Consider the following 22989-nt stretch of genomic DNA (forward strand, 5'->3'; position numbering starts at 1 on the left):
GCGTTCTATTTCATGCTGACGAACATGCCCCAGGCGGCGGCGAGCGCCGCGCCCGTGAAGACGACCACCGGGTTGTCGCAGAACGTGCTGCCATAGCTGCACACGTTCGCGCCGAACTGGCCGAGCTCATGATGGCTCGCGGAGTAGAACAGTCCTGACAGCCCGAGCAACCCGGCAGCGACGTAATACATCGCGCATCTCTCCTCAGAACGCGTGCGGGTGAGCATGGCGCGGAGAGATTTCATTCCGCCGAATCCGATGTGGTGCATTTAAGTAAAGTTCTTGAGCTGTCGGTAAATACCGACAGAGGCAACGTCGAGATGATCCCGCAAATCCGCCGCGGCAGCCCGCTTCTGACCCACGTCACACGGAGGCGCGCAAACCTCTGGCACGGGAGCCCTTCCGTCAAATCATTTAGGTGCCGGCACGGCATCGACCGGGGCGCCGTCGGACGGCGTCCAGCGCACTCGGCCTTTGTGGGCTGAGAGGTCGAGGCCTCCGGCGGTGCCGTAAAGGACCAGATGGCCGGAGCCGGTGGTGTCGATGGCGAGCACGCTGCGTGGAAGCTTGTCGGCATTGGACAGGCTGAGCGAAGGGTCGGACTTTTCGTTCAGCGATAGCGTTGCGCGAGAGACTTGCTGCGGGTCCAGCAGCGACACGGAGGGGCCGGCGGCGCCAACCCACGCCATCAGGCGAACCTTCTTGTTGGCGTCGAGGAGCGCGAGGCTGGGAAGGCCGTCGCGGTCAGCGCTGAATTGGGCGACGATGTCGCCTTTGGCGCTCTGCACCGCGAAGCTTTCGGCGATGATCGATTTCGCGTTGATCGCTGTGGGTTTATCGAGATGCATGAAAATCGGGACGGCGGCCAGAACTGCGAGCCCCGGAATCGTCCATTGAAGCCCTTTCAATTTTCGTTCCGCCCGCTCGAGGCGCGAGTTCAGCTGCTCGATCGTTGGTTGAGCCTGCTCGTGGGCTGGCGCTGTGGGCGTTTGCGGGTTGGTCATGTGGTCACCCTAGGGGCATGAAAGGTTTGGACCTGCCCGTGAAGCGGACCGGCGCCCTCATGCGGCTCGCAGATTGCCAGCAATTGGATGACCTTGACAGCCCGTTAGAGGTAGCTTTGCAGCGCGGTATACCGACTGAGCGGCGTAGATGGAGTGCGCTTCTGACCCCATTGCAGACATTTGGGGGACCACATTTTACGTCGAAGTTCTGACCGCTCAGAACATTTGACGAAGCGCCTCGCTATCAGGTCTCGCCCAGTATCGAGCCTACTGAAATTTGCAACCAGTTAAGGAAGCGGTGGTAATCCAATCCAATGCACTTAACCGTTGTATCGATTGTTAGCTTCTTTGGGGTGGTCGCGCCTCTGATCGCGTTCTTCGTCATCGTAATCCGGGGGTGGCGAAAGTCGCAGACCGAAGAAGCGCAACGAGCGTCACTGGACAAGCTTAAGCAACTAAAGCTGCCAGACTTGACGCTCTTTCTCAAACGGCTTGCCGCTGGTGCGATCATCGCGGCGCTCACTATTGTCACACCGATCGGGCTGTTTGTGCTCATCCTATTTTTTCCTACCATTTCCTGTCATGGAGGAGGTTCGGGAGGAAATTGCGGCGAGGGTTATTTGGCTTCGATTCCACTAGCTTTGCTTACCATCCCACTCGACCTCGTGGCGGCGTTCTTCGTTTGCAAAATCCTAGCCAACGCTTTCTGGCCAAAACGATAGCCGGACCGTGTTTGAGCAACAGTGGACCGCCTCTTTCTCCGTCTGCTCCTGGGCTCTTAGCCGACGCCGCCTCCCGCGAACGAAATAGCGGCGTGGTCATCCCGACGAAACACGCCTGAAACCAGATCGTTTTGAACTCCGCCGGCCTTCCGCCCGACCAAAGGATCGACATACGGCCTGGTCCTGGATCAGTCCTTGCTGAACGGATGTTTGCATGACCCCCGCTCTCGATCTCGGCTATCGCCTCGTTGCGCTCGGGGCGTGCGTCTTTTGCGCCCGCAAGACCTGGTATGGCTATGTCGAGCGAAAGATCCTGTTCGTCAGCGATGATTGGTGGGACTGGTCGAGGTGGTCGCGGCAGGTGTATGACCGGGACACCATGCCGATCCGGTACTGGATGCAAATGGGCGGCTCGGCCTTCGGCTCGGTGCTGTGCCTCGTGGGTGCGATCGTCGGGTGGCAGCAGAACAGCTGAGCCTTCGTGGTCCTGTTTTTGTTTATGTGCACTTTTGTTCACGTCCTCCGGAACGATGATCTCCTGACCGCGTGTACCCCCTGCTGTCCCTGTGGCGGCGCAAGCGGGGTCACAAATGGCAAACCAATTGCTGATCATGGTCGTCGAAGACGACCCGGATGTTCGAAACGTCGTCGAGGATTGCCTGAGCGAGGGAGGTTTTGAAACCGTCATCGCTTCGTCCGGCGAGAGCGCCATCGAGCTGCTTGATGCAGCCGAAGGCAAATACCGGGCGCTTGTCACGGACATCAATATGCGTTCCGGAAAGGTCGACGGGTGGCAGGTCGCGCGACACGCCAGAGAAATCGACCCCAATTTTCCCATCGTCTACATGAGCGGAAGGGACGTCGACGAGTGGGCGTCACAGGGCGTCCCCAACAGCATCATGCTGGCGAAACCATTCGCGCCCGCGCAGCTTGTTACCGCCGTTTCCAACCTCTTGAACGCCGCGCCGCCGGCCTCCCCGGCGGGGTGAAGGCCCCCCATTCGCAGAGCGCTCGGCCCGGAGCGGACGTCTTCGAGTTGGCAAGCCGAGGTCGGCTGGTGACCCATCTCGGACATTGGCAGCCTTACTCCCGTCGCTCAGCCCTGCTGATCTGACGGCGTCAAGCGCGGGCTGTCATTCGACTATTGTTAAGGCAATTGGGATCAAAAGGGCCGTAAGATGCTTATCCCGCTGTTGCCAGTCGTTCTGAGCTACCCTTTCTGAGCCAGCCGGTTTGAGCAAGGCTGATTTCCTCCACCTAACCTTTGAAAGCGGCCCGTCATGATGGCCCTTGATCATTCGCCTGTTCCCGCGGTCGTTCTCGTCGTCGAGGACGACATGCTGCTTCGCATGCGCGCGGTCGATATGGTGGAAGACGCCGGTTACATCTCGGTCGAGGCGGTCGATGCCGACCAGGCTGTCACAATCCTGGAATCCAGATCCGACATCGTGTTGCTGTTCACCGACATCCAGATGCCCGGCAGCATGGACGGCCTCGGACTTGCGCACTCCGTGCATGCGCGCTGGCCGCCGATCAAGATCATCCTGGTGTCCGGCCAGTTGAAGCTGGCTAGCATCGATATTCCCGCCAACAGCCGCTTTTTTGGCAAGCCGCTGGAGGCAAAGGTCATGATAGCCCAGATCCAGAGCATGATCGGCCACGCCTGACGCCGACGTTATCAGGCGAAAACGGCGATAATCACCCTCTCGTGCAGCCATCTCGTCTTAATTGATATGAGCGGAACCCAACGTATGGTGCTACCGTCAGGAATGTTTGAGATCGATCATCAGCGAAACCAGCACCAATTGAGTGCGGGAGAAGCCCCTCCGCAGGAATTTCTGGCGGCGGAGAACGTCAGCCTTCGGCTGCTATTGGCGCAGGCTGAAATCAACGCCCAGGAGCTGCTCGATCAGGCCGGCATCGACGCCCGCGAGCGCGAGGCGGCCGACAAGCTGCAGAAGCTTATCCTTGAAGAGCTGCACCACCGCATCAAGAATACGCTGGCGACCGTCAGTGCCATTGCCTCCCAAAGCTTGCGCAACGTGGCGGGCGCCGAACATGCGCAGCACGCGATCGAAGGCCGGCTGCTGGCGCTGGGGCGGGCTCACGACCTCTTGTTGCAGGCACGTTGGACCAGCGCCGATCTAGAAAAGATCGTGCGCGGCGCGACCGAAGCCTTCGATAATCCCGATGTGCCGAAATTCGCGATTGCGGGACCTGACGTCCGGATGACGTCAGGAGCCGTGATCGCGATTGCGATGACCCTCAACGAACTCTGCACCAACACCACGAAATTTGGGGCATTGTCGGTGCCCGCCGGCCGCATCGACATCGCCTGGACGCTCGATCCCGGGACGCAGCGCCTGCATCTGAAATGGACCGAGAAGAACGGCCCCGCGGTTCGGGCTCCGGATAAGCGCAGTTTCGGAACGCGGCTGATCGAGACGCTCGGCAATCAACTCAAGGGCGACGTGCAGTTGACGTACGAGCCCAGCGGCTTCGTGTACGCGCTCGATGTGCCACTGGCATCCTTAACATCGATAGCGAGTAAATAGCCTAACGCAGGGTCTCCATATAGACGGATGATCGGACGTGGGCGGCTGATCGGCCATGTCGCCTTCTGGCCCGTAGGCGAAGATGGAGGCGGCGTTCAGCACGAGCATAGTCGGGCCCAGACCGGACATCGCGCACACGCGGACAAACCGACGCTCGTGACCCACAACAGACTTGGTCGATTTGTCCGATTTGAACGAAGCTCTTAATATTGCCGAAGGGCCGCAGGCGATAGTGGTGGACGACAGCAGCATCATCGGAACCCAACGCAAGATTGCCATGATACGTGTCGCCCTAACCGCGACGGCAGCACTCTTCTCGTGCGCAACAGCCTTAGCTGATCCACCGACATTTTCCTTGTCAGATCGTCCATCGCAAGACGGTCGATGCATCGGCGATAAGGGCGTCGGTGATCTGGATCGGTCGGAACGGGCATGTTTAGAACAGGTCGGCGACCTCGGCCGCCGCGTAGGACCGGGGCTGCAATTGAAATTCCGCAACGGGCTGGCGCGGGTCTACCTCAATGAAGACGCCAAATGTCAGACCCCCAAAGCAGAGGGCTGCGTCAAATATCGACTGACCGGATATTTTCCCAAGCATGATCTGTTGCTGATCGAAGTAGGCTATTGGGAGGGTGGGAGTTGGCTTCTGGTGCACGTCGATAGCGGCAAGACATCGGAGATCGTTGCGCCCCCGCACTATTCACCGGGCAAGCTTTGGCTCGTCTCCGTCGCTTCGGGCGTCGGGCCTTCGGGACCGCCTGACGGAATTGATATTGTCCTGGCCACGTCCGATCCCTCTCTCAAGGAATGGCACTACAGGAGCCCGGATGATGATCAATGGCTTTATGAGTTTGCAGGCTGGGAGGGCGATGATCATGTCGAGCTGGTGGCGACATCAACTGAGACACCAACGAAGCGCGTAACCGCTTTCGTCGAGCGCCGGAACGGCGATTGGCATCTTGCAGGGCCAAAATAGACACCTACCACCGCAATCGCGTGGGAAGGAATAAAAAGTCATGACCGATACCGAGAAGAAGCTCTTGATAGCGCTCGTCGCCATGGTTCACCAACATCTGCACGAGCATGGCGATGAAGTTGACAATCTCGCGGAGTCCGCCGGAGAGCGGGCAATCCAAGTACTTGCGGACTTTGGACTGATGGAAATAGTGAATACCCGCTTTGGGCGGTGGACAGAAGCGGGCAAAAATTTCTCTGAAGAAATCGGGTATGTGAGTCGCGCGCCAGCCGACTATCCGGGCTCGGTCAGATTGGTTGGAAGGTCCGATCCAGATGACTGACCTGCCATGTCCGCCTCTGGCCCTTAGCGGACGAGCGGGTAAACTGACCCAGCGTCCGCTTGTGAGTGCAGACCGGATGTCTTGAAGGGTGTGCGGTGGGCCAAAGTTTGACTCGTCGGGCAAAACACTGGCAGAATGCCATCATCGAAAGAGTTTGGTTCAGCCCGCACGGAGCAATCCGCCGCGGGCTTTTTGTTTCCGAAGACGCAATTGCGTATCTGGAAGGGATTTGGAAATGGCCAGGTTGAAGAGGGGAGATGCAGTTTTATCAGCCAGTCGCTGAGGAACCCAATAGTGAACGTTTCAGGGCTCCAACGCTCGTGGCCGTTCAGGACTTGGCGAGGAGTAGGACCGAGAGCGCAATCAACGTGCTTTCCGCAATCATGTTGAGAGAGACCGCGAATGCGTTTGCGCGGGTGGCCGCCGCAAACGCCATTCTCGACCGGGGTTGGGGCAGGCCGGTGCAGCCGTTGGCTACCGATCATGGCCCAATGGAATTGCTGCATCGGATCGAGCGAGTGATCGTGCACCCGGATAATCCATCGCCGGCCGTCAATCACATTGAGAGATCCGATCTCTCGCAGGTCTCACAATCGGTCTCATCGCAAGAAGGGGAATTGCGATGAGTGTTAGAGCGCGAGCAACCGTCGCTGTGTCTGCGACCACATCGCCGGCAGACCAGAGCCTCAGTCGACCGGCTGGCCTCAATGGATGCGCGAGGCACTTGCATATGAACCTGAGACGAAGAAGGCGCAGACGGTCACCAGAGTTGGCGAGCCAACTCGTGTCGATCTCGCCAACATTCGAATTCTAAGCCGCGCCGCTGACGTCCATCCTTCAGCCACGCCGACGTCGTTTGACTCGTCGGGCAAAACACTGGCAGAGTGGCATCATCGAGATGAGTTTGCTTCAGCCCGCGCGGCATAATCCGCGGCGGGCTTTTTCATGTCGAACTCAGATCGTGCATAACAAGGTTTGACTCGTCGGGCAAAACACCGGCAGAATGACATCATCGAGACGAGTTTGGTTCACCCGCGCGGGACGCAATTCCGCCGCGGGTTTTTTCGTCTCGATTTTCGGAATCGGACGGCGGCCACGCATTATGGCAACGCACTCACAGATAGACTTCATGGAGCGCCGAATGGCGCGCCGCCGTCCGAACCAGCTTATTGGCCGAGCACGCGCGAACGTGCCGGCCCGCGGCGCGAGTCCCTCGCTCCGCCGCCGCGGTCCCCGGACACGGGGATAGGGTTCGCGCCCGAAACGATCACGCCTCGTCGCGCGATCTGCCGCACACTTGCTTTCATGGAGAGAAAATGACGGCGTACCTGATATCGCTCGCGACTGCGGGCTTGATCGCGATTGCCTTGTGGGAGACTTTTGCTTGAGTGACGATCTCGAATGCGATCATGAGAGCGTTCCGGTCCGCCGGCCTGTCGCCAGGAAAGCGTCAAAGGCGCGAACGCTGACCGAAATCCGATCGCTCGCGCGTAGCCACACCAAGACAGCCGTCAACGTTCTCGTCGGGATCATGCGCAGCGACGATTCAACACCGGCCGCTCGCGTCTCGGCCGCCAATGCGATCCTCGATCGCGGCTGGGGCAAGGCGGCGCAGCCGTTGGAGAACGGCGAGGACGGAGTCCTGCAACTGATCCACCGGATCGAGCGGATCATCGTGCATCCCGAACATTTTGATGGCGAGGACGCCGGCGCCATCGCTTGAGGAGAGGCGCTCGCGATGTCCATCCTGAAAATTCCGACGGCCAAGATCTTCGCGCCGTTGCTCAAGCCTGCGCGCTACAAGGGCGTCTACGGTGGCCGCGGCTCGGGCAAGCTCTTGGTCTGGGACAAGGTCCTTGGCTTTGGCTCCACGGATGCCCTGGCGGGATTTGCTGCGACCACGGCCAATCTCGTGATCTCCTTCTATTTCGCCAAACGCGGCTTTGAGAACGTTGCAAGGATCATCAAGCGGTGAAGATTTAGGACGACGAGATCCGGGCGATCGTCGCCGAGACGCTGGCCGAGCAGCACAGGCTCCAGCAGGAGAGTATCGATACCATCGTATTGAAGGCGGTGGCATCGGTGCTGGCATCCTTTGGCATTGAGGATGAAGACCGGAAAGATGGCGCAGCATTGTTTCAGATACGACGGACAATCCGGTGTCGGGCAATAATTTCATCAAGGCCGGCTATCGGCTCTATGAACCCGATGTGCCCTGGGCCTGGTCGAACACGCTCTATTGGAGAAAGTGGCTGTGACGGGCGCATAATTGTCCGGTTTCCCGGGACGCGGAACGCCACTTCTGCAGTGAATAGTTTGCTCGATCGGATTGGCCCGGCGGCTTGATAGCTGCCGGGCCCTTTTTGCGTTTTGAGAGAGAGTTGGATCAGGTACTTGCGCAGCTGGCGTCGCCGGGCTTTAAGTTTGCGATGCAGGAAATTCGGCGACTACAAGCCGATGTAAGGGAGCGCCAATGATGTCCACGAAGCCTCAATTGCCGGAACGTCCGTCGCGGGCGATGGGAGGGCCAACCGCACTTGAAGGTCTGTTGGTGGTCGATTTCACGCGCGTGGTAGCGGGACCAGCCTGCACACAGACGCTCGCCGATTTCGGTGCGCGCGTCATCAAGATCGAAAATCCAGATGGTGGCGACGACACGCGCGCCTATGAGCATGCCGAGATCGGTGGTGAAAGCGCAGCCTATCTCAGCCTGAACCGCAACAAGCTCGGCATCGCGCTCGACCTTGCCATACCGGAAGCGCGCGAGATCGCGCTGGATCTGATCCGCAAGGCGGATGTCGTCGTCGAGAATTTTTCGAGCGGGGTCATGAAGAAGTTCGGCCTCAACTATGAAGCGGTCGCGCCGCTTAATCCGCGGCTGGTCTATTGCTCAATCTCGGCCTATGGACGCACCGGGCCTTTCGCCTCGCGTCCCGGTTTCGATCCCATCACGCAGGCGGAAAGCGGCTTCATGTCGCTCAATGGGTTCGCTGACGGCCCGGCCGTTCGTACCGGGCCGCCCATCGTTGACATGGCGACGGGGATGTCGGCCTGTAATGCCATCCTGTTGGCGCTTCTGGCGCGGGATCGGCTTGGTCGCGGGCAGCATGCTGAAGTCGCCCTGTTCGATGTGGCCATGGGCATGACTGGTTTTTACGGCATGGCCTATTTAATCAATGGTGAGAATCCCGGCCGGTTCGGTAACTCGCCGAGTGGCTCTCCCACCGTCGGCGTCTACGAGGCATCCGACGGGCCGTTCTACATGGCTTGCGCCAATGACCGGTTGTACCGGCGGCTGGTGGTCGAGGTGTTGAATCGCCCCGATCTCATCACCGATCTCCGGTTCGCGACACGGAAGGCGCGGTCGGAGAACAAAGAGCTCCTGCGGACGGCTATCGCGGAGGTTTTCGCAAGCGACAGCCTCGAGAACTGGATGGCGAAGATGAAGCTGGCCAATATCCCGGTCGGCTATCTCCGCACCGTTGAGGAGGGATTCAACGCGCCCGAGGCGCGGGAGCGTCACCGCCTGAGCCAGATTCCGCACCCCACGGCGGGATGGGTCCCCAACATCGAGCCTCCTATCAACATGAGTTTGACGGCGGCGGTCGATCCTGTAGCTGCGCCCCTGCTGGGCGAGCATACGGAGCATGTTTTGCGTGATACTCTTGGCTACGATGATCGTCGTATCGTGGACTTCGCTCAAAAGGGCGTCTTTGGATCGAGCAAGCCATCTTGAAGCAGAACGGTGAGCTACCACTTCGCTTGAGCTGACTAACCGAGCAACGCGGCCATCATTTGCCAACAGGATTGACGATGAACATACAGCTCTATGGCTTCTGGCGGTCACTTGCCTCGTTTCGCGTGCGTGTGGCCCTCAAGCTAAAGGGACTACCATTCGAGGAAATTCCGGTCGACATCCTGTCCGGAGAGCAGTTCAACCCGGTCTATGACGCGGTCAACACCGAGCGTGTCGTTCCGACGCTGGTGCATGGCGAACACCGGGTGTTTCAGTCACTGGCGATCATCGAGTATCTCGATGATCTCATGCCGGAGCCGAGGCTGCTGCCGTCGGACCCTGGCGACCGTGCCTATGCTCGATCTCTGGCCTTGGTGACGATCGCGGATGCGCATCCGCTGGTGACTCCGCGTGTCCGCAATCATCTCGTGAAGATGTTCGGTGCAGACGCCAATGCGATCGAGAGTTGGGCGAAGCATTGGACAATCGAAGGACTAGCAACCTACGAGAGACTGTTGGAGCGGCGGCCAGCGGAGCCGTTTACACTCGGTAAGCAGGTGGGGGTCGCGGATATCTGCATTGCCGGCCAAGTCGTCGGAGCTCACTTTTTGAAGCTCGACGTGGCGTCATATCCGGCCGTGGCGCGACTTGCGGGGCACTGCTTTGCAATGCCGGCCTTCGCGACGTCGCACCCCTTCGAACAGCCCGGTTACAGGGCGACTGCACCTCGTTAACGTTGCGCCAGCTTGATTTGGCGAGGTTCCCGCCGCATAACTGTGTGAAAGCGAGGGATACGAATGGCGCCTGGTCGAGAGCCGAGCACGGGTCAGTCGGCGGGGACGGACTCCGGCGATCGCGCCTATGCGTCAATGATCGCGAGGGCCCGGTCGCTCCTGCCGCAATTGCGGGAGCGGGCAGCCCGGACCGAAGAGTTGCGGCACCTGCCGCCGGAGACCGAGCGGGACCTGCACGACACCGGCCTGTTCCGCATGCTCCAGCCGAAGCGCATCGGCGGCGCCGAGCTCGATTACGTCGCCCTGATCGATTGCGCCGACCTGCTCGGACAGGCGGACGCATCCGTGGCCTGGAATCTCGCCAATCTGGCAAGTCATCACTGGATGCTCGGCATGTTCGAGCAGAGAGCACAGGATCTGGTTTGGGGCGGGGACCCGGACGTGCTGATCGCGTCATCGTTCATCTTCCCCGCCGGCCGCGCCAGGAAGGTCGAGGGCGGATACCGGCTACACGGAAGCTGGCCATTCTCATCGGGGGTCGCCTCCTGCGAGTGGAATATGCTCGCAAGCGTCGTTTCTTCTGACGATGAGGCTGACGGCATCGAGTATCGTATCTTTCTGCTGCCTAAGGCCGACTACAAGATTCTCGACACCTGGAACGTCACCGGGCTACGCGGCACCGGGTCGTCGGACGTGGAAGTCAGGGACGCTTTCGTGGCCGGCCATATGACGGTCGCCGTGGGTGATCTCGCCGGCGGTTCCGCGCCGGGAAGCAACGTCAATCCCAACCCGCTGTATGCTCTGCCTGTGTTCTCGTTGTTTCCCTATGTATTGTCCGGCGTCGCGCTCGGCAATGCGCAGGCATGCCTGGACGACTATGCGGAGGTCGCGCGTCATCGCATATCGACCTACAACCGCGCCAAGCTGAGCGACTTTCAAAGCACTCAAATCAAGATCGCGGAGACCTCGGCCAAGATCGATGCTGCGCGTTTGATTATGCGCTCCGCCTGCATCGATGCCATGGAGGACGCGCGACGTCATCATGTGCCGGACATGACGGCCAAGACGAGATATCGGCGCGACGGGGCTTTTTCGGTGAATCTGTGCACCGATGCGGTCTCGATGTTGTTCGCGGCGAGCGGGGCGCGCGGCTTGTTCACGACGGGCGTGTTGCAGCGACAGTTCCGCGATGCGCACGCGATCAACTCGCACCTTGCATTTAATTTTGATGCGGCCGGAACCAATTATGGACGCGTGGCACTTGGCCTGCCGTCCGAGAATCTCACCTTGTGAGGCCGGCCGATGAATGATCCGCCAAAGCAGCCGGCCGTCCCTGATCCAGCCAACGAATTCGCGAGCGACAGCTCGCCGATCGACCCCCGCGACTTTCGCAATGCGCTCGGTACCTATGCAACGGGCGTGACCATCATTACGGCCGCAGGTCCGGACGGAAAGCCTTACGGTTTAACCTGTAACTCGTTTGCTTCGGTCTCCCTGAATCCGCCATTGGTTCTTTGGAGTCTTGTTGCCTATTCCTCAAGCTTGACCGCATTTCAGAACGCCAGCCATTTTACAGTCAATGTACTTGGAGCTTCGCAACAGTCGCTTGCGAACAAATTCGCCAAATCATCCGATGACAAATTCACCGGGGTCGATTGGACGCCAGGGCTCGGGAACGCTCCGGTGCTTGCCGATAGCGTCGCCAACTTTCAGTGCCGCTCCGTTAATCGCTATTATGGCGGTGACCACGTGATCTTTCTCGGCGCGGTCGAGGCCTATACTTACAACGCGAAAGAGCCACTGCTCTTTGCGCGCGGCGCGTTTGGCCGATTCCTTCCCGACGATGAGGGCAAGAAGTCGCCGTAAGTGGGGAGTTGCGGCCTACCGCTCTTCCGCGGAGAGCTTGTAGATCTCCAGCGCATCGGCATCCGCGCCACGCGCAGTCTTGGCCAGCCTGAAGAGTTGTCCCGCAAGCGTGGCCATCGGTACAGGAGTCGAGGTCGCCTGGGCTACATCGGCAATCGTGTCGAGGTCCTTGAGCATCGTGGCGATGTGGCCGAGCGGCGGGGAGTGAATGCCCTGGACCATGCGCGGTACGAAGAGCTGGAGTGGAATGGAATCTGCAAAGCCGCCGGCGAGCGCCTCGGGCAAGCGGTTGGCATCAATTCCGGCGTTTACGGCAAGGCGTGTTGCTTCCGCGAGGACAGCCATCGCGCATCCGACAATCACTTGGTTGCAGAGTTTTGTTGTCTGGCCGGCGCCGATCGCACCCATGTGGGTGAACCTGCGTGCCATGGCCAATATGTAGGGCCGCACCCTCTCGATGGCAGTGGCTTCTCCGCCGGCCATGATGGCAAGCGTGCCTTCTTCGGCGCCCTTGGTGCCGCCGGATACCGGCGCATCGATCCAGCCCGCACCGTTTGCGGCTTTCAGCCGAGTGGCGAGATTGCGCGCGGCATCGGGGTGAATCGACGAGAAGTCGACGACGAGCTTGCCTGCGCCGGAAGCGCCTGAAATGCCTTCGGGCCCGAAGATCACCTCCTCCACGGCATCTGCATCCGTCACACACATGAAGACGATGTCCGAATTGGCCAAGGCGTCGCGGGGCGTGGCTGCACGCTTGGCGCCGGCCTCGACGAGCGGAGCTACCTTGCCTTCCGAACGGTTCCAGACGGTCACCTGATAGCCTGCCTTGAGCAGGCGCCGGGTCATCGGCGTCCCCATCAGTCCGAGGCCGAGATAGCCGAGCCTCTCGACGCCTTGCGGGTTTGCCTTGCTCGCATCAGCCATAGGTTGCTTCCTTCTGTCGCGGCGCAACTGCTCGCAACCGCTGCCGCACCATACATAACGCGCGCCGCAGCGAAACCGGGCCGGCATGCATGGCTTGCCTGATTGTTTGAACCATGAAACATTTAGACCGGTCGGGTTGGGTGGCGTCGGTCGGCGCCGGAGCAACGGAGTGGGCGCGATGCGGACGGTTTCGAGGTGGATGCTGGCAATAGGAGCTGTGGCGGCCATGATTGCGGGCGCAAGCCCGTCACGAGCGCAGCAGACGATCCGCGTCGGCTGGACGATCCCGGCCGAGGAATCCAAATACTGGATGATGCGCAGGCCGGCCGAATTTCCCGATATCGGCAAGACCTATAATATCGAATGGACCCAATTCCAGGGCACCGCGCCGATGACGCAGGCGCTCGCAGCCGGTGCGCTCGACTGCGCTACGCAGGCGCCGCTGTCGCTCGCCAACGGCGTGGTTGGCGGCAATCTCAAGGCCTACATCGTGGCGCAGCATGTCTTCGAGAAGCCCGGCGGGTTCTCGGTCTACTGGGCGGTTATGGACGATTCCCCGATCAAGACGATTGCCGACCTCAAGGGCAAGACGGTCGGCATTTCCGTCATCGGCGGCGGGACGCAAGGGCCGTTCAATCTGCTCTTGAAGCAGAACGGCATCGATCCGGCCAAGGATATCAAGCTGGTCGAGGTCGGCTTTGCCGTCTCGGAAGATGCATTGCGGCAGGGTCGGGTCGATGCGGTCAACATGAACCAGCCGTTTGCAGCGCGGGCGGAAGCCAAGGGAGGCACCCGCAAACTATTCTCGCTGTCGCAGGCTATGCCGAACATCGTGCACATCCTGGAAGCGTGCCGCGCCGATTTCGTCGACAAGAACCCTGACCTGGTCAAGGCCTATGTCCGCGACATCACCTCAGGCATGAAGAAGGCGCTGGCGAACCGCGAAGAGACGCTGAAGGTGGTGTCCGAAGTGCTGAAGGCGCCCGTTCCGGTGCTCGAGACCTATCTGCTCAAGGACAATGATTTCGGCCGTGATCCGGGTGCGGCGCCGAACTTCCCGGCGATCCAGAAGATGCTGGATATCTATGCTGAGACGGGAATGCTTCCGAAGCTGGATGTCGCCCAGTTCAAGCATCCGACCATCGTTGCGCCACTACAGTAGGCGATCGACCGCTTGTTGAATTAACGAGGTCGCAATGTCCCGCCATGTGCGGGACATTGCATGAAGATGATGCACATATGAAGAAGCTGCGATCACGGATAACGACCGACGGTCTCGACCGGGCCCCGCATCGCGCATTCATGCGCGCGATGGGCCTGGACGACGAGGCAATCGCCAAACCGATGGTAGGCGTCGTCAGCATGAAGGGCGAGCAGACGCCCTGCAACATGACCCATGACTTCCAGGTCGCTGCAGCCAAGACCGGGATCGAGGAGGCCGGCGGCACGCCGCGCGAATTCTCGACCATCTCGGTCTCCGACGGCATCAGCATGAACCACGAGGGGATGAAGTTCTCCCTGTTTTCACGGGAGCTGATCGCCGACTCGATCGAAGCGGTCGTTCATGGCCTCGCCTATGATGCGCTGATCGGATACGGCGGATGTGACAAGACGCTTCCAGGCGTGATGATGGGAATGGTTCGTTGCAACGTGCCGTCCATCTTCATCTATGGCGGCAGTTCGCTGCCGGGCCGCGTGGACGGGCGGACCCTGACGGTACTCGACTCCTACGAAGCTGTCGGCAGCTTCATGACCGGTGAGATCGACGGCGCCACGCTCGAGCGGATCGAACGTGCCTGCCTGCCGACCATCGGCGCCTGTGCCGGCCAGTTCACCGCGAACACGATGGGGATGGTGTCCGAGGCGATGGGGTTGACCATTCCCAATGTCTCGATGGTGCCCGGTGTGTATGCCGAACGCGCGCAGATTTCCCGACGAGCCGGGCGGCTGGTGATGGAAATGCTGGAACGCGGCGGGCCGCTGCCGCGCGACATCGTGACGCGGAAATCGTTGGAGAACGGCGCAGCGATCGTTGCTGCGACGGGCGGTTCGACCAACGCCGCCCTGCATCTGCCGGCCATCGCAAACGAAGCCGGCATAACATTTACGATTGACGATGTCGGGGAGGTTTTTGCCCGGACGCCGCTGATCGGAAATCTGCGGCCCGGCGGCAAATACACAGCGAAGGACGTCTACGATATCGGCGGTGCCGCCGTCGTGATCCGCGAGCTGATTCAAAGCGGACACATTGATGGTAGCTGCCTGACCATCACGGGCCGCACACTTGCAGAAGAATATGGCGCTGCCAACGCGCCTGATGGTGAGGTCGTCTACGCGGCCCGCGCGCCGATCATGCCCGATGGCGGCGTGGCCGTGTTGAAGGGAAATCTCTGTCCGGACGGCGCGGTGATCAAGGTTGCAGGTCTGAAGAACCAGTTCTTCGAAGGCGTGGCGCGGGTGTTCGAAGACGAGGAGGCTTGTGTCGCAGCAGTGCGCGACCGCAGCTACAAGGCAGGCGAGGTGCTGGTGATCCGCAACGAAGGGCCGGTCGGCGGGCCCGGCATGCGCGAGATGCTCGGCGTCACTGCGTTGATCTACGGGCAAGGCATGGGCGAGAAGGTAGCCCTGATCACCGATGGACGGTTCTCCGGTGCGACCCGCGGCATGTGCATCGGCTATGTATCTCCGGAAGCCTTTGTTGGCGGCCCGCTGGCGCTTGTTCGCGACGGCGACAGGATCCGGATTGATGCGGCCGGCCGCCGCATGGATCTGTTGGTCGACGAGCAGGAACTCGCGGCGCGCCGGCGCGATTGGAAGCCTAGAGCGCCACGTCACCGTGCAGGTGCGCTTGCGAAATATGCTCGATTGGTCGGGCAGGCGCGGGGTGGAGCAGTTACGCATGAAGGCCCGGCAGAATGGCCCTGGTTCGATTGACGCGCGCACCCCTGCGAAAACGATCACTCGCTTGGCAAGTTTCTTGCTAAGCTCGTGCTGCTGATGGAGGACATTCAGCGGGTCGGTTGCGAGATATTCGCGCACGGGTGAAGCGAGAGACGGGATGAAGGTAGTGCCTTCGAGATCGAGCGAATGGGTGAGACCGGTGACGTCACAAAGGCCGGCTTCTGCGATCATCGAAATCGACCGCGTCTCGCAGGTTTTTCAAACCTCGGCGCGCAAGGATCATTTGGCGTTGTCGGACATCTCGCTGACGATCGAAGAGGGGGCGTTCGTCTCCATCCTCGGCCCATCCGGCTGCGGCAAGTCGACATTGCTTTACATCGTCGGTGGGTTTGTTAGCCCAACCAGCGGCGCGGCGAAGATGAAAGGGAAAACCATTTCCGGGCCCGGGCCTGATCGCGGGCCTGTGTTCCAGGAATTCGCGCTGTTTCCCTGGAAGACAGTACTGGGCAATGTGATGTATGGGCCACGGCAGCAGGGTGTGCAGGCCGCCGAGGCAGAAGGGCAGAGCCGCGCTCTGATCGAAATGGTCGGGCTGAAGGGCTACGAAAACTTCTACCCCAAGGAGCTATCCGGTGGCATGAAGCAGCGCGTCGCGTTGGCTCGAACGCTTGCGTACCATCCCGAAGTCTTGTTGATGGACGAGCCGTTCGGTGCGCTCGATGCGCACACCCGGACACGCTTGCAGAATGACCTTCTGAATATCTGGGAACGTGACCGCAAGACGGTGTTATTCGTCACCCATTCGGTCGATGAAGCTGTCTTCCTGTCCGACAAGGTCGTGATGATGTCGAAATCTCCGGGCCGCATTCGGCAGGTCATTAACATCGACCTGCCGCGGCCGCGTCGTCGCAACGAGCTGTTGCTCGACCCGCGCTACCAGAAATACGTCGTCGATATCGAGCGCATGTTCGACGAGGTCGACGAGACCGGATCTCCGTTATGATATCGGCAGCGGCCCTGGCCAAGCGTGTTGCCCCGGTGTTCGCCTGCTTCGGGCTGCTCGCGGTATGGCAGATCGCGGCGCTTGCGCTGAAGAACGACAGCTTTCCAACCGCGATTGAGGCCATCCGCGCGATCCCGGACATTCTTGGCGACAAGGAGGCCTTGATCAATATTCTGGCCTCTCTGCGCCGCATGGCGATGGGATTCGGCGTGGCGGTGCTTGTTTCGATTCCCTTAGGATTATTGATGGGGCGCAGCCGCGCGGTCGCGGCCTTGTTTAATCCGCTCCTGATGGTGATCTACCCTGTTCCCAAGGCCGCGCTGATGCCGATCATCATGCTGTGGCTGGGGGTCGGCGACATCACGAAGACGCTGGTGATCTTCCTCGGCGTCAGTCTCCCGGTGATCTATCACAGCTTTGAGGGCGCCAAGGCCGTCGAAGAGAAGATGCTCTGGTCGGGCGCGGCGATGGGACTCTCCGCCATGCAACGCCTGGTCTGGATTGTATTGCCGGCGGCGCTACCGGAAATCCTGACCGGCTGCCGAACGGGGCTCGTGCTGGCGCTGATCACAATGATTACCAGTGAGATGATCGCCCGGCAGTCTGGCGCCGGGAACATCCTGTTCAACGCACTCGATATGGGGCAGTACGACACGGTGTATGCGATGATCATCATCGTGGGGGCGATGGGCATCTGCCTCGATGCGATGTTCGAGCGGGTCCGCGCAAGGCTTGTTCGTTGGTCCGAGCCCCAGTTCGACTTGCCGCTGAGCTTCTCATGACATCGCGCCTTGTTCCAATGAATGTCGTTCTCGGGCTCGCACCCATCGCGCTGGTGATCGCGGTGTGGCAAGGTCTTGTGTCATCCGGTCTTGCACCCGCGTCCTTGCTGCCGCCGCCAGGAATCGTCTTCGGCCGGTTGCTCCAACAACTCGTGACGTGGACGTACCAGCAGGAGATCGCGTCAACCCTGTTCCGGCTGTTCGCCGGCTTTGCGATTGCGGTGGTGCTCGGCGTGGGTATCGGCATTGCCGCCGCCGCCAATCCCGCGATCAATGCTGTGGTTCGGCCGATCGTGCGTGTGCTGGCGCCATTGCCCAAGGTCGCGCTTTATCCGGCGTTATTATTGCTGCTCGGCTTCGGTCATGGATCGAAGATCACCTTGGTGGCTGCCGATGCTCTGTTTCCAATTCTTCTGTCCACCTATTATGGAGCGTCGAGCGTCGAGCAGAAGCTGATCTGGTCGGCCATGGCAGCGGGAACGCCGCGGTATGAAATTCTGTTCAAGGTCGTGTTGCCGGCGGCGATGCCGTCGATCCTGACCGGTTGCAGGATCGGCCTTGTCATTTCCTGCATCGTGGTGTTTCTGGCGGAGATGATCACGTCGACTGACGGGCTGGGCCATGTCCTCGTTACCGCGGCCCGAACCTTTCAGGCTGTCGACATGTTCGTACCGCTGATTACGATCTCGCTGCTCGGTTTGATCCTGAACGGCCTGTTGGGGGTTTTGCGATCATACCTTTTGCGGGGCTTTCCCGAAGCGTGATCTGACCGAACAAGAAACCACGGTACCGGGAGTGAACCATGCTGGCTGATCGCATCGAAGCAAAATGGATCGACGCATTCTGCGAGATTTTTGAGCGATGCGCGGTCAAAGCTGGTGATACCGCGGCGATCCTCTCGGAGACCCAATCGCGCGCGTTGAATGTGCATCTGGCGGAGCTTGCCCTGCTGCGCATGGGGGCGCGGCCGTTTCACGTGGTGATGCCGACGCCGCGCAACCGCAACATCGTGCCGGTTCGCTCGACAGGGGCGAGCGAGGCGATCCAGCGGCTCGGTCCGGTCATCAGCGCGCTCCAGCAGGCCGGCTTTGTAGTGGATTGCACAATCGAGGGCCTGATGCACGCGGTGGAGACGCCTGAGATCTTGAAGGCCGGGGCCCGGATCCTGGTGATTTCCAACGAGCATCCCGAGGCGCTCGAGCGCATGGTGCCGGATCCGGCGCTTGAACAGCGCGTTCGGGCGGCGGCGAAGATGCTGCGCGGGACCAAGCGGATGCGGGTCACCTCAAAAGCGGGGACCGCGCTCGACGTCGACATGGTCGGAGCTTCGACGGTTGGCGTCTGGGGCTGGACCGACAAGCCCGGAACTCTCGCGCACTGGCCCGGCGGCATCGTCGTCAGCTTTCCCAAGAGCGGCACGATCAACGGGACACTGGTGATGGCGCCCGGCGACATCAACTTGACCTTCAAGCGTTACCTGACGTCGCCAGTGAAGATGACGCTAAAGGACGATTATGTCGTCGAGCTCGACGGCGAGGGCACGGATGCTGCGATGATGCGCGCCTATCTCGCCGCTTGGGGGGACCGTGAAGCCTATGCCGTGTCGCATGTCGGCTTCGGCATGAATCCGGGCGCGCGCTATGAAGCGCTGTCGATGTATGACCAGCGCGACACCAACGGCACGGAGCTTCGTGCTGTCTCCGGCAACTTCCTGTTCTCAACCGGTGCAAATGAGTTCGCCGGCCGCTACACGGCGGGCCATTTCGACCTGCCGATGATGGGAACGACCATCGAACTCGATGGGGTTGCCGTGGTCCGGGAAGGCGTGCTCCAGGACGTCTTCGGTTAATTGCGGTCGAGCACGGGCGGGCGGGCGAGGTCGAAGTGCCGGAGTAGGTCGACCATGGCCTGTAGCCGCTTGGTGCGATAGGCGTCGACATCGAGGCCGGAATAATCAAGAAAGCCGGCGCCGGTCCGCAAGCCGATCCGGCCTTCGCGCATGTTTCGCGAGATTACCTCCGGTGCACGATAGCGGTCGCTACCCAGGGCGCCTTCGAGATACCGGCTGGCGTAATACAAAATGTCGCCGCCGCCCCAGTCGATGAATTCGAGCAGCCCGAGCACAGCGTAGCGGAAGCCGAAGCCGTAGCGGACCGCCTTGTCGATCTCCTCTGCACTGGCGACGCCTTCCTCGACCATGCGCGCGGCTTCGTTCATCGCCAGCGCCTGGATGCGCGGAACGATGAACCCAGGCGTCGCAGCGCAGACCACCGGCACTTTGCCAATCCCTTCGAGTAGCGCCTTGACCTCGTCGATGATCGCGGGATCGGTGGCCTTGCCGGGCGAAACTTCGACCAACGGGATCAGATAGGCCGGATTGAGCCAATGCACGTTGAGGAAGCGGCGGGGGTTCACGATCGCGCCGGACAGATCGTCGACGAGAATTGTTGATGTCGTCGATGCGATGATCGTGTCCGGCTTCACTTGCCTTGAGGCAGACTCCAACACCTCGCGCTTGAGTTCGACGACCTCAGGAACGCCCTCAAAGACTATTCCGGCATCGGAAAGCGCTGCCCCGCTGTGGCCGGCGGGCACCACCGAAACGCGCGCGATAAGCGGGTCGACATCGGCTTCGGTCAGCAGCCCTAGGTTCGACAGGCTGGCAAACGTGTTCCTGACCTCGCCGAGAGCGTCGGCCTCCAGTCTGGCGAAGTCTTCTGCGGAACGAGCCTTGATGTCGATCATGGCCACACTGTGCCCCGCATAGGCGAACGCAACGGCGATGCCGCGCCCCATGCGGCCGGCACCGAGGCAGGCGATTTTGGCGCGGGTCGTCATCGGTCAAAATCCCTTGCGAAGGAGCGTCTGCAATTCGGCCTTGCCGAGGTTGCCAAGGCCCAGCGTTTTGAGTGTTCGGCCGCCCTGTGCAAAATCCTCGCCGCAGATCGCGCCGCCGATTGCCAGAAATCCCCTCGCCAGCGGCGTCGCCACACCGGCCATCGCAGCGACAGAGACCAGCAGCGACAGCCCAAGCCGCAGATCTTCCCGCATATAGCGATGCTCGGTCAGCACGATGTGTTCGCGCCAGTCGCCCGAGTCGGTCAGCCGGTCATGCGAGCCGCGGCCATACATCCATATCTCGCCTTCACTGGCGTAGTGATGGGCGAGCGGAAAATGTGGCGCATCGTATCCGAGCGCCTCGCGCACCGCGATCCGCTCGGCGTCGAGCGCATCGGTGACCCGGCGGATCGCGGCTTGTGTGCCTTCCTTGTGAATGTCCCACCGCTCGAAATGCTCGATCGGGCCGGCGTTCATCACGATCAGCGGCGGATGGATAACGGGCCCAGCATTCATCAGCGCGCCGGAGAGGGCATCTCCGCACGGCTCGATCACGTCCGGAAAAGCGCGTCCGATGACTTCGAGTGCGTGCGGTGCCTGGTCGAGCGGGAACACGCCGACGGGCAACCGCTTGGCGCGGATGGTGATCGCGACCTCGAACGGTCCGTGCTTGCGGGCCAGCCAGGGCAGTGTGCCGGTTTCGGCAAAGCTTGCTTTGGCGTGATTGCCGGCATCCCGTGCCGCCTGCGCGAAGATCATGGAGCCAAATGTAGCCGGCGGCAGAAACACGACCTGGCCGTCCCGCAGATGCGGGGCAAGAAGGCGGGCGATGTCCGGCTGCGCAAAGGCGGGCGCAGGGCACAGGATGAGTTCGACGTCGCTGACAGCTTCAGCAATGTCGGTCGTGACCAGCGCGAGCTTGATGTCGTGCTGGCCATTATGGTCCTTGACCAGGATCCGCGAGCCGGCAGCGCGATGCGCGGCCGCTTGATCCGCGTCGCGGCGCCAGATCCGGACCTCATGCCCTGACTGCGCAAAATCGCCTGCGGCCGCGAAAGAGCCGTTTCCCCCACCCAGTACCGCAATCTTCAAGATGCTTCTCCATAGCCGCGCGACTGGGCATCAAGTTGCTTCAGCACGAAATGCTGGACCTTGCCGAGCGCTGTGCGCGGCAGGTCGGTGACGAAAACCATGTCGCGCGGAACCTTGTAGCGGGCAAGCTGAGCCTGAAGGTGTGCCCTCAGTTCGTCCGCCTCAAGCCGGCAGCCGGATCGCCGGATGACATAGGCGACCGGGACCTCGTCCCAGCGCGGGTCCGGCCTGCCGATCACGGCGCACTCGCTGACGTCGGGATGTTCGAGCAGGACACGTTCGACTTCGGCCGGATAGATGTTCTCGCCACCGGAAATGATCAAGTTCTTCTTGCGGTCGCGGATCCAGAAATAGCCTTCGGCGTCGCACAGGCCGATATCGCCGGTGCGATACCAGCCGTCGCACAGCACGTCGCGCGTGGCCTCTTCATTGCCCCAATATTCGAAGAACACGTTGGGGCCGCGCAGTGCTATCTCGCCGGGCGTGCCCGGCGACATTTCGGCGCCTGCCTGATCGATCACCTTGGCTTCGCAGCACAGGCCAGCAAGACCGGTCGATCCCACACGCGAAAGATCGCCACCGAGCCGCGTGTAGACCGCGATAGGGCAAGTCTCGGTCGAACCGTACACTTGGAGAACGGGAACATCGCGTGCGACAAAGCGATCGATCAGATGCGGCGGCATAATAGTCGAGCCGGTGGCGACAGCCTTCAGCGACGAAAGATCGGCCGTCGCCCAGGCGGGATGCTCGGTCACGGCCTGGATGATCGCGGGTACCATCAGCGTCAGCGTCGGCCGCTCTTGCTCAATGGCCGCGAGCGCCGTGTCGGGCGCGAAACGGGCGTGGATCGTGACGGTCGCGCCCAGCTGGAGCGCCGGGGTGGTCTGGATGTTGAGGCCGCCGACATGAAAGAACGGCAGCACCGTCAGCACATGATCGTCGGACGTCATGTTGTGCATGTGCTGGCTCATGACGCCGTTCCAGAACAGCGCTTCCTGGCGCAACACCGCGCCTTTTGGTCGTCCGGTCGTTCCAGACGTGTAGACGATGAGGAGCGGGCAGGAGAGGTCGGTGTGCGGGTTGCGGCCGTTGCCGTCGCCCTGCGTTAGCAGGCTTTCGAAGGTCGTGCCGCGAGGCGGTGTGAAGTCGAGGCCGACAACGGATGGCCCCGGCGCACTTCGCGCCAGTTCGGGAAGAACTGCCTCAAATGCTTGTTCGAGCACCAAAACCTTGGCGCCAGCATCCGAGAGAATAAAGAGCTGTTCGGCGACGGCAAGCCGCCAATTCAAGGGCACAAGCATCGCGCCGAGCCGCGCGCATGCGTAGAGCAGAACGAGATAGTCCGGCCGGTTCAGGCTGAGGATCGCGACGCGGTCGCCTCGGCCGACGCCAAGCTCGTGCTTCAAGGCCGTTGCCGTCCGCTCGATGCGTGCCGCGAACGCCGCGTAGCTCAGCCGCTCCCCTTCGAAGGCGATGGCCGTCTTGTCTGGCGAAAACGCCGCGTTGCGATCGATCAGACTACAGAGGTCCACCG

General features: G+C 61.0%; 26 protein-coding genes and 1 pseudogene. 21 read left to right on the top strand and 6 right to left on the bottom strand.

Annotated features, from left to right (window positions below; all coding sequences use genetic code 11):
- Positions 1 to 5: 5 nt before the first annotated feature.
- Positions 6 to 191, bottom strand: coding sequence for a hypothetical protein (locus UB31_RS38660; protein WP_045014747.1), 186 nt, complete (start codon positions 189 to 191; stop codon positions 6 to 8).
- A 219-nt stretch (positions 192 to 410) separates the two neighbouring features.
- On the bottom strand, positions 411 to 1004 hold the full coding sequence (locus UB31_RS38665) for a hypothetical protein (protein WP_045014574.1): 594 nt from the start codon (positions 1002 to 1004) through the stop codon (positions 411 to 413).
- 314 nt (positions 1005 to 1318) lie between these two features.
- Between UB31_RS38665 and UB31_RS38670 the strand changes: the two genes are divergently transcribed.
- From UB31_RS38670 to UB31_RS38735, 15 genes and pseudogenes are all read left to right on the top strand, one after another.
- Positions 1319 to 1726, top strand: a complete 408-nt coding sequence (locus UB31_RS38670) for a hypothetical protein (RefSeq protein WP_045014575.1) — start codon at positions 1319 to 1321, stop codon at positions 1724 to 1726.
- A 214-nt stretch (positions 1727 to 1940) separates the two neighbouring features.
- Positions 1941 to 2201: a hypothetical protein gene (locus UB31_RS38675; RefSeq protein WP_045006668.1), complete on the top strand. Its 261-nt coding sequence runs from the start codon at positions 1941 to 1943 to the stop codon at positions 2199 to 2201.
- A 115-nt stretch (positions 2202 to 2316) separates the two neighbouring features.
- On the top strand, positions 2317 to 2715 hold the full coding sequence (locus UB31_RS38680) for a response regulator (RefSeq protein ID WP_045006667.1): 399 nt from the start codon (positions 2317 to 2319) through the stop codon (positions 2713 to 2715).
- 291 nt (positions 2716 to 3006) lie between these two features.
- A complete protein-coding gene (locus UB31_RS38685) occupies positions 3007 to 3393 on the top strand; it encodes a response regulator (protein WP_245305552.1) in 387 nt (128 codons plus the stop codon).
- Between the two features lie 102 nt (positions 3394 to 3495).
- Positions 3496 to 4281, top strand: coding sequence for a sensor histidine kinase (locus tag UB31_RS38690; protein ID WP_045014576.1), 786 nt, complete (start codon positions 3496 to 3498; stop codon positions 4279 to 4281).
- A gap of 172 nt (positions 4282 to 4453) precedes the next feature.
- On the top strand, positions 4454 to 5257 hold the full coding sequence (locus tag UB31_RS41035) for a hypothetical protein (protein WP_245306139.1): 804 nt from the start codon (positions 4454 to 4456) through the stop codon (positions 5255 to 5257).
- A 40-nt stretch (positions 5258 to 5297) separates the two neighbouring features.
- On the top strand, positions 5298 to 5579 hold the full coding sequence (locus tag UB31_RS38700) for a hypothetical protein (RefSeq protein WP_045006664.1): 282 nt from the start codon (positions 5298 to 5300) through the stop codon (positions 5577 to 5579).
- A 257-nt stretch (positions 5580 to 5836) separates the two neighbouring features.
- Positions 5837 to 6205, top strand: a complete 369-nt coding sequence (locus tag UB31_RS38705; protein WP_045001534.1) for a hypothetical protein — start codon at positions 5837 to 5839, stop codon at positions 6203 to 6205.
- 758 nt (positions 6206 to 6963) lie between these two features.
- Positions 6964 to 7302: a hypothetical protein gene (locus UB31_RS38710; RefSeq protein WP_045014578.1), complete on the top strand. Its 339-nt coding sequence runs from the start codon at positions 6964 to 6966 to the stop codon at positions 7300 to 7302.
- A 15-nt stretch (positions 7303 to 7317) separates the two neighbouring features.
- The gene (locus tag UB31_RS38715; protein ID WP_045001305.1) at positions 7318 to 7554 is read left to right on the top strand and encodes a hypothetical protein; all 237 of its coding nucleotides are present in this window, start codon (positions 7318 to 7320) and stop codon (positions 7552 to 7554) included.
- A 148-nt stretch (positions 7555 to 7702) separates the two neighbouring features.
- A pseudogene (locus tag UB31_RS41045) lies at positions 7703 to 7837 on the top strand (GNAT family N-acetyltransferase); the annotation flags it as partial.
- Positions 7838 to 8055: 218 nt separating this feature from the next.
- The gene (locus UB31_RS38720; protein ID WP_045001536.1) at positions 8056 to 9315 is read left to right on the top strand and encodes a CaiB/BaiF CoA transferase family protein; all 1260 of its coding nucleotides are present in this window, start codon (positions 8056 to 8058) and stop codon (positions 9313 to 9315) included.
- A gap of 77 nt (positions 9316 to 9392) precedes the next feature.
- Positions 9393 to 10049, top strand: a complete 657-nt coding sequence (gene maiA / locus UB31_RS38725) for a maleylacetoacetate isomerase (protein ID WP_050044948.1) — start codon at positions 9393 to 9395, stop codon at positions 10047 to 10049.
- Between the two features lie 63 nt (positions 10050 to 10112).
- A complete protein-coding gene (locus UB31_RS38730; protein WP_045014579.1) occupies positions 10113 to 11342 on the top strand; it encodes an acyl-CoA dehydrogenase family protein in 1230 nt (409 codons plus the stop codon).
- Between the two features lie 9 nt (positions 11343 to 11351).
- Complete coding sequence (locus tag UB31_RS38735) at positions 11352 to 11915, top strand: flavin reductase family protein (RefSeq protein WP_045001307.1); 564 nt, start codon at positions 11352 to 11354, stop codon at positions 11913 to 11915.
- 15 nt (positions 11916 to 11930) lie between these two features.
- On the opposite strand, the gene UB31_RS38740 is transcribed toward UB31_RS38735, so the two are convergent.
- Positions 11931 to 13067: an NAD(P)-dependent oxidoreductase gene (locus tag UB31_RS38740; protein WP_245306140.1), complete on the bottom strand. Its 1137-nt coding sequence runs from the start codon at positions 13065 to 13067 to the stop codon at positions 11931 to 11933.
- On the opposite strand from UB31_RS38740, the gene UB31_RS38745 reads away from it, so the two are divergent.
- From UB31_RS38745 to UB31_RS38770, 6 genes are all read left to right on the top strand, one after another.
- Positions 13018 to 14001, top strand: coding sequence for an ABC transporter substrate-binding protein (locus tag UB31_RS38745; protein ID WP_045014581.1), 984 nt, complete (start codon positions 13018 to 13020; stop codon positions 13999 to 14001). The genes UB31_RS38740 and UB31_RS38745 overlap by 50 nt on opposite strands.
- A 77-nt stretch (positions 14002 to 14078) precedes the next feature.
- Complete coding sequence (ilvD, locus tag UB31_RS38750; protein ID WP_045014582.1) at positions 14079 to 15773, top strand: dihydroxy-acid dehydratase; 1695 nt, start codon at positions 14079 to 14081, stop codon at positions 15771 to 15773.
- Between the two features lie 124 nt (positions 15774 to 15897).
- On the top strand, positions 15898 to 16743 hold the full coding sequence (locus UB31_RS38755) for an ABC transporter ATP-binding protein (RefSeq protein ID WP_045014583.1): 846 nt from the start codon (positions 15898 to 15900) through the stop codon (positions 16741 to 16743).
- Positions 16740 to 17525, top strand: coding sequence for an ABC transporter permease (locus tag UB31_RS38760; protein ID WP_045014584.1), 786 nt, complete (start codon positions 16740 to 16742; stop codon positions 17523 to 17525). Before UB31_RS38755 ends, UB31_RS38760 begins: the two co-directional genes overlap by 4 nt.
- Positions 17522 to 18289 carry an ABC transporter permease gene (locus tag UB31_RS38765; RefSeq protein ID WP_045014585.1) on the top strand — a complete coding sequence of 256 codons (768 nt, stop codon included), beginning with the start codon at positions 17522 to 17524 and terminating at the stop codon, positions 18287 to 18289. The genes UB31_RS38760 and UB31_RS38765 overlap by 4 nt, the downstream gene beginning before the upstream one ends.
- A 38-nt stretch (positions 18290 to 18327) precedes the next feature.
- Complete coding sequence (locus UB31_RS38770) at positions 18328 to 19374, top strand: 2,5-dihydroxypyridine 5,6-dioxygenase NicX family protein (protein ID WP_045014586.1); 1047 nt, start codon at positions 18328 to 18330, stop codon at positions 19372 to 19374.
- On the opposite strand, the gene UB31_RS38775 is transcribed toward UB31_RS38770, so the two are convergent.
- From UB31_RS38775 to UB31_RS38785, 3 genes are read right to left on the bottom strand one after another with little or no spacing between them, the layout of a single operon-like run.
- Entirely contained in the window at positions 19371 to 20363 is a 993-nt protein-coding gene (locus UB31_RS38775) for a 3-hydroxybutyryl-CoA dehydrogenase (RefSeq protein ID WP_045014587.1), read from the bottom strand. The genes UB31_RS38770 and UB31_RS38775 overlap by 4 nt on opposite strands.
- A gap of 3 nt (positions 20364 to 20366) precedes the next feature.
- A complete protein-coding gene (locus UB31_RS38780) occupies positions 20367 to 21455 on the bottom strand; it encodes an NAD/NADP octopine/nopaline dehydrogenase family protein (RefSeq protein ID WP_045014588.1) in 1089 nt (362 codons plus the stop codon).
- Positions 21452 to 22987 carry a class I adenylate-forming enzyme family protein gene (locus UB31_RS38785; RefSeq protein ID WP_045014589.1) on the bottom strand — a complete coding sequence of 512 codons (1536 nt, stop codon included), beginning with the start codon at positions 22985 to 22987 and terminating at the stop codon, positions 21452 to 21454. The genes UB31_RS38780 and UB31_RS38785 overlap by 4 nt, the downstream gene beginning before the upstream one ends.
- Positions 22988 to 22989: the final 2 nt, after the last annotated feature.

This window comes from Bradyrhizobium sp. LTSP849 (genome assembly GCF_000938255.1).
Lineage (GTDB): Bacteria > Pseudomonadota > Alphaproteobacteria > Rhizobiales > Xanthobacteraceae > Bradyrhizobium.